General features: G+C 36.0%; 4 protein-coding genes. 1 reads left to right on the forward strand and 3 read right to left on the reverse strand.

The window, feature by feature from the left end:
* Together WBN20_RS16055 and WBN20_RS16060 are read right to left on the reverse strand one after the other, a co-directional pair.
* The coding region (locus tag WBN20_RS16055; protein WP_424282415.1) for a 6-phosphofructokinase at window positions 1–205 on the reverse strand (205 nt) is incomplete at its 3' end.
* A 289-nt stretch (window positions 206–494) separates the two neighbouring features.
* Entirely contained in the window at window positions 495–1,697 is a 1,203-nt protein-coding gene (locus WBN20_RS16060; protein WP_424282416.1) for a 6-phosphofructokinase, read from the reverse strand.
* Between the two features lie 169 nt (window positions 1,698–1,866).
* Between WBN20_RS16060 and WBN20_RS16065 the strand changes: the two genes are divergently transcribed.
* A complete protein-coding gene (locus WBN20_RS16065; protein WP_424282417.1) occupies window positions 1,867–2,919 on the forward strand; it encodes a class I fructose-bisphosphate aldolase in 1,053 nt (350 codons plus the stop codon).
* Window positions 2,920–3,037: 118 nt separating this feature from the next.
* Here WBN20_RS16065 and WBN20_RS16070 read toward each other — a convergent pair.
* Window positions 3,038–6,935, reverse strand: a 3,898-nt coding sequence (locus tag WBN20_RS16070; RefSeq protein WP_424282418.1) for a translocation/assembly module TamB domain-containing protein, incomplete at its 5' end; no start/stop codon positions are given.

Here is a 6,935-nt window from a genome sequence, read left to right on the forward strand (position 1 = left end):
CTCCCTTATTAATGATATTATTAACGCTACGGGCATTCATTGGAAGAAAATCTCCTTCAATCATCCCCTCATAGCCTCGATAGATCCCAATACAATCTTTCTTAAAATATGCACAGGTACGTACTACCGATCTTATAGCTGCGTTCATTCCCGGAGAATCACCTCCAGAAGTAAAGACCGCAATTTTTTTGATTTGTGAATTCATTAAAAAATTTAGAATTGCAAAATTACTAAACTTATTGCAGAAAAAGAATTAGACAAACCCTTTATTTAACACTTGACAACACCTAACTCATAATAGTTATAAAATTCTCTATTAATATCTCAAAAAAAACCTGTTTACAGATGTCTTAAACCCATTTCAAGCTATAAATAAATAGACATATTAATCAGGACAAATGCCATTCGTAAATAAAATAACAAATCGTCTCAAAAAAGTTACGTTCAATCATCTGATAAAGAACCTGCATGTTTATTTAAGTGATTGCTTGTGGCTAGTCATTGGTCATGATAAATAAGGGTAGCATTTCAAAGTTTTTATAATAGGGATGCAGTTTTGGTCGGTTATAGAATTTATCCACGTTAACGAACTTTTTAGTTTCGGTAACAACCTCTATTGGCACATGATCGTAGCGTCCATTTTTCAATACCACCATTCGGCCATCAAGCCCTTTAAGTATTAAATCGAGCGCGAGATTTCCATAGGCCGTAGGCACTACAGAATCTATAAAATCAGGATCGCCGCAACGTACCATGTATCCTAGTTTCTGATTGATTACATTTACACGGTTTCCCTTATTATATTTAGGGGAGATTTTCTTTAATGCAAGAGAGACTTCATCACCAATACCACCCAACTTGGCATGGCCAAAGGCGTCTTTTTCCATTCCCTCATATTTCATCTCACCACCTTCAAAGGTTGCCCCTTCGGAAATAAGTACAATGGAATAGTTACTCGGATTTCTATTCCTGTCCTCGGTAAGTAACTCCGCAAGCAGTTCTATATCGAAAGGCACTTCCGGGATAAGGCATCTGTTTGCTGCTCCCGCTAAAGTAGGCAACATAGCAGTAAATCCGGCATAGCGTCCAAATACTTCCAGAACAAGAAAACGTTCATGGGATCCTGCTGCGGTCCTAAGACTGTTTGTAAGACTAATAGTTCTGGTAACACACGTACTAAAACCTATACAATAATCTGTTCCGGGTACATCATTATCCATGGTTTTGGGAATGGCCATTACCTTAACCCCTTGTTTGAACAAATGAACGGCATAGCTAAGTGTATCGTCTCCCCCAATTGCAATCAAATAGTCTACACCGAGCCAATCGAGATTTTTGATCACTTCCGGTGTAAGGTCATTGATCTCCTTCTTATAGGTATCTCTTAAATGAGCTGGAACCATTAGGTTGGATACATGACTTGCCCTGGTCCTGGAAGTATGAAGAAAAGTCCCACCGGTTCTTGCTGCTTTGTTCACCACTACCTGAGAAAGTTCCGTAAAGTTATTGCTGTTGTCGTGCTTGCTATTTCTTTCAATATCTATTAATCCTCTCCACCCTCTTCTAAAACCAATCACCCTATATCCTTCACGTATTGCTCTGAAAGTAACCGCCCTGATTGCCGGATTAAGTCCGGGTACGTCTCCACCTCCGGTTAAGATGCCGATGGTGCCTTTGGTCTTTTTAATTTTTGCCATGATATATTTTTATTAAATTTTCAATTTAAAACCACAAAATAACAACGATTGTTAAAGTACTAAATTATGGTGATAATATTATAAATATTTTCAAAAAAAATCTCCAAAATCGACCATAAAAACGCCTTTATCGGCGTATCTTTATATGAAGATTGAAAACAGCAATATTATGTCATTTAACATTGAAAAAATTTTAGGAAAAGAAGCCAATTACCTGTTAGATCACAAGTGTAACACGGTAAAAAAAGAACATCTACATTTACCCGGTCCTGATTTCGTGGATCGTGTTATGACTCCTTCAGACAGAAATCCTGTCGTACTTCGCAATATGCAAACTCTCTTTAACAATGGACGAATGGGTGGTACCGGATATGTATCTATTCTTCCCGTAGATCAGGGTATTGAGCACACAGCTGGCGCATCATTTGCACCAAACCCTATTTATTTCGATCCTGAGAAGATTGTTGAACTGGCTATTGAAGGTGGTTGTAATGCAGTTGCTTCTACTCTTGGTGTTCTTGGTTCTGTTTCAAGGAAATACGCACATAAGATTCCATTTCTCCTTAAATTGAACCATAATGAATTACTTACCTATCCCAATAAGTTTGATCAGATAATGTTTGCAAGTGTGAATCAGGCGTTTGAGATGGGGTGCGTTGCAGTCGGAGCTACAATATATTACGGCTCAGAAGAGAGTACAAGACAAATTCAGGAAGTTACTGAAGCTTTTGAATATGCTCATGAACTAGGTATGGTAACAGTCTTATGGGCATACCTTCGTAATCCTGGTTTTAAAAAAGATGATAAAGATTACCATGTTTCCGCTGACGTAACCGGTCAGGCAAATCATTTAGCTTCTACCATTCAAGCTGATATAGTAAAACAAAAGCAGGCAGAAAATAACGGAGGATTTAAAGCTATAAATTTTGCTAAAACACATGAGAAAGTATATTCTGAATTAACCACAGATCATCCAATAGACCTTACCCGATACCAGGTAATGAATTGTCTGATGGGCAGGGCAGGATTAATAAATTCCGGCGGATCTTCCGGCGATAATGATTTGGCTCAGGCTGTTAAAACTGCTGTAATCAATAAACGTGCTGGCGGAATGGGGTTAATTTCCGGACGAAAAGCTTTTCAAAAACCAATGGCAGATGGTGTAGAGCTTTTAAATGCTATCCAAAATGTATATTTAGACGATAATATTACAATTGCTTGAATTTTAATATCTTAAATATATCTATTTAAATATTAAGTTTAATATTAAATAAAAGCACCCCGGCAAACCGGGGTGCTTTCTTTAAGTGTATTTTATAAATTTTACTGAAAGGGATTAATCATAATTTTGGGGCATTTGTTTTAGGATAAAATTTTATTAAACTATCCTTCCCCATTACAGCGTTAGGAGTTGCTGACACCTGAGGCTCCTCTGTTTCAACATTCTTTTTCTTATTCCTAAAGATCTTTTGCATTAGTTCCTTAAAACTATTGAAATCTACCTCATAAGAAATCCCAACCCCTTGCGTATAACCTTGTTGTTCTGATAAAAACTGTTGTATTTCGTTTTCGCGATTAAAAATCTTGGCTCGCAATGTTCCTTCTTCATTTAATAAAACCTGTATTTCTACATCGCCGGCAACTACAGTTTCACTTACCCCTCCTACCGGAACTCCGAACCTGCCATTAAATAAAACTTTGTCACTTATCTGAGTAGATACTGTGACACCTATTCTGTCTTCAGTAGAAATATCATTAGGATCAAGATAACCTTGCTCATAGGTAACCCCAAAATCAAATTTGTCATCACCATCATCAAGAACCTGGTTTAATAAGCCGGAGGCCGTTTGAATTAAGTTGCCTGTAACTGCCTGCTGGTTAATTCCTGATCCTTCACTTACAAAGGTTCCCTGGGCTAAAAGGAAAAATGCATTTCGTTCTTCTATGGTCGGATCCTGAAGTCTGTATTCCAATTCAGATTTAACGGTAGAACTCGTTCCTGGAAATTCAATACTTAAATCTATAGTTGGCCGTTCTAATTGATCAGTAAGCCTGATAACCACATCAGTAGGGATTCGCCTGCTATATCCGGCATTATCTAGCAATGGAGCCGGATTCGCGTTTAAGGAATAAACAGCTTCCATGTTTAAGGTTGCATCCAGGGGCGCCCCGTCCCATACAATGCTTCCTCCCGGTTTAACAGTAAACGCCCTGTTAATAATACCAAGTTTGTAATTATACTCTCCGGTTACTACTACAAAATCTCCCCACATATTGAACTTACCGTTGGTATTTATCTCTACATAAACCAGGCCTGCTCCTGTTCCTTTTAATGAACTTCCTGTTTTGGGGTCAACCACAATCTCGACCTCTGCATCGGGGGTTACATCCAAATCGAATTTTAATTCCAATCCATCGTATTCTTTGATTTGACGCTCAAGGTCAGCAGTTTGATCTTTATTTTTATTAATAAATGTGATAAAAGAATAATCTCCTACAGAAGTGACATCACTTATGGGAATTTTTAAAGATGTTCCTCTGGCGGTTGAACCTTCAAAATTTATGTTCAGGGCGCTAGATGGGCCAAATATTCGTCCACTTCCGCTAACAAAGCCGGTTCCATAGTAGAGTTTTTCCTCTTCAAACTCTGTATTTAGTATTAAAAATCTATCCCCGTTCGTATTTATATCTAAGTCAAAATTCCATTTCTTAAAGAAATTGTGCTTTATCGTTCCATCAAGAATTGCCTCCGTATTAAGAGCTATATCGGTAAGCGTGATATTTTGAAAATTAAAAGTCTGATCATTTAATTTAACCACAGAATTAGCTCCAAAATCATAATCTACGTTAAGATAAGGCACAGAAAGCCCTGCATTATTCATTGTTAAAAGTCCATCAATATCCGGATTCCTTATATCTCCCTTTATTTGTGCGTTGCCATTAAGCATTCCCCTAATATTGGAAATTATATTCTTTCCCAAAGGACTAAAAGGTTCCATATTAAAATTGCTAAAAGTAGCCACCAGATCTGCCTGTGGTATTTCCTGATCTCTGGTAACCTTGCCAAATACTCCAAATTTTTCAAGTCCATTTTCCTTTATTTGAGAATTTACAGAAAATTCGGTAAGATCACGATTACCAACAATACCAATGGAAAGGTTACCGAGATCTATCTCGTTTATTCCAAATCCAGATATGTCTAAATTGCAAACCGGTAGGTAAATATTATCCTTTTGAAGTACGTTTAGCGTACCATTAATCTCACCTTTGAGCTTTAAGCTATCTATTTCAGGAGTTATTTTATTTAAGGAGACAATTTTAAACTGAAGTTCCAAATCTTTATAAGTAGAATCTGCGAGTTGTCCTCTTAGCCTAATTTGCTCCCTGTTATCGTTGTTCATTACAATTTCCTCAATAGTAATACTATCCAGGGTACTGTTTAAAATGACTTTGTTCAGGCTATTGCTTTCGCGATTCAAAACCCAGGTATTACCTTTAAAACTTATATCAGATTTTTTTAAACCAATTACTGATTTATTATCCTGATTGAAAGTGTGGTAAAAATTTAAGTTGTAACTATCGTCATACTCACTGCCACCCTTGAATTCTGTTCTAAAGAACAGCGTGTCATTTAATGTGGTATTAATCAAATTAAAGTCTTTGACATCATAATAGTTAGTTGAAACATTCTGAACTGCCAGATAGGTATTAAAAAGGGGGTTTTTATTATCAATCCTAAAATCAATGCTGTCCAATTCATTACCATAAGCAGAGATATTAGGGGATTTGAAATTGAGTTTAAAATCTCCCTGATCTGCTATAATATTACCTCTGATAAAAGTATTTGGCCCAAAAGCAACCTCCGGAAAAAAAACTTCAACAATTTTGTTATAAATCTTAAAGTTAAAAGTCATTTCCTGCCCTCCTGAAATTTCATAAGGTTTATAGTTCGTATAAATACTCCCTATTGAATTTCGCACCAGACGACCAAGCTCCCTTACTTTAAATTTGCCCTTCATATAACCTGTAATTATATCGGGAGAATTTATTTCTATAACCCTGGTAGAATCTTCAGAAAATGTGGATTCAATTTGGAAATCTTCAAAGTAATAAGTGTCATTTTTGTTCTGATAATTTGTTTGGGTAAACTTTATATCTCCCTCAATACTTTGAAAGGAACTTCCTGTGATGTCCATAGTTACATTGCCCTTAAATACAGATACGCTGTCATCTATAAAATTTAATATTTTCAGATCTGCATAGTCTACCAAAGCATTAAAATTGAAACTACTTTTATCTGAGCTAAAATCTGCAAGTCCTTCAAATCTAAATTTAAGATTCTCATCATTACTGATTAAGGATCCATCGAACAACTGATCCTTTAGGATCCCGGAAACCTTAATATCTTTATAATCATACCTATTGAAATTAACACTATATACCTGTCCTAAAACTTCCGTATTCAGATTCTTGCTTACAAAACCTTTACCTTCAACATTAACATCTATAGTTGTTTTACCCAAACTTTTATTCTCCGTAAAACGTCCCAAATCAAAATCAATTAAGGATACAAATCCTTTATAACTCGCATTGTCGATATTGTCGATTTCTGAAATGGTAAGATCTACATAACTTTTCCCTATGGCTGTGTTCAGGTTTGCCTGAGTTTCTATTGATGTTGTTGTAATGAATGTTTCACCCCTTACTGTAAACTGTCCTAACCTCCGAAAAATTGATGGAAGAGATTTACCTAATATTTTAGGCATTAAGGACCTAAGCTCATAATAGCTTGTGGTTATATTCTTTATTTCCGCATTAAGCTCAAAAGGCACCTCTTTTGAGAATATATTTTTAAAATTAAAATCTCCTCTAATCCCTGTATTATCCGATTGTAGAAATAAGCGTTCTACATTCAAATCATTCAATACCCCATTCACATTCCCAGAAAAATTAACCAATTTATCTGAACCGAACTGGTCATACAACATATTAATCTCATCCAATGCAACTGAGGAATCTATGAAGTCTGCATTTAAATTTACCTTGTCTATGAATTGCGCGAGGTCTTCCCTTTTATAATTAAATTCCAGGTTGCCCGCAATATTAGATTTAGGAGTTTGGATTTGCAGGGAATCAAATCGCATTTGTTGCTTTGTATACTTAAACCTTGAAGCTAGTTTTTTAACATCAATACCCAAAGCACTTTTTAGTGATAAGTTTTCGATAACGGTAGTAACT

This window comes from Eudoraea sp. (genome assembly GCF_049665975.1).
Classification (GTDB): domain Bacteria; phylum Bacteroidota; class Bacteroidia; order Flavobacteriales; family Flavobacteriaceae; genus Eudoraea.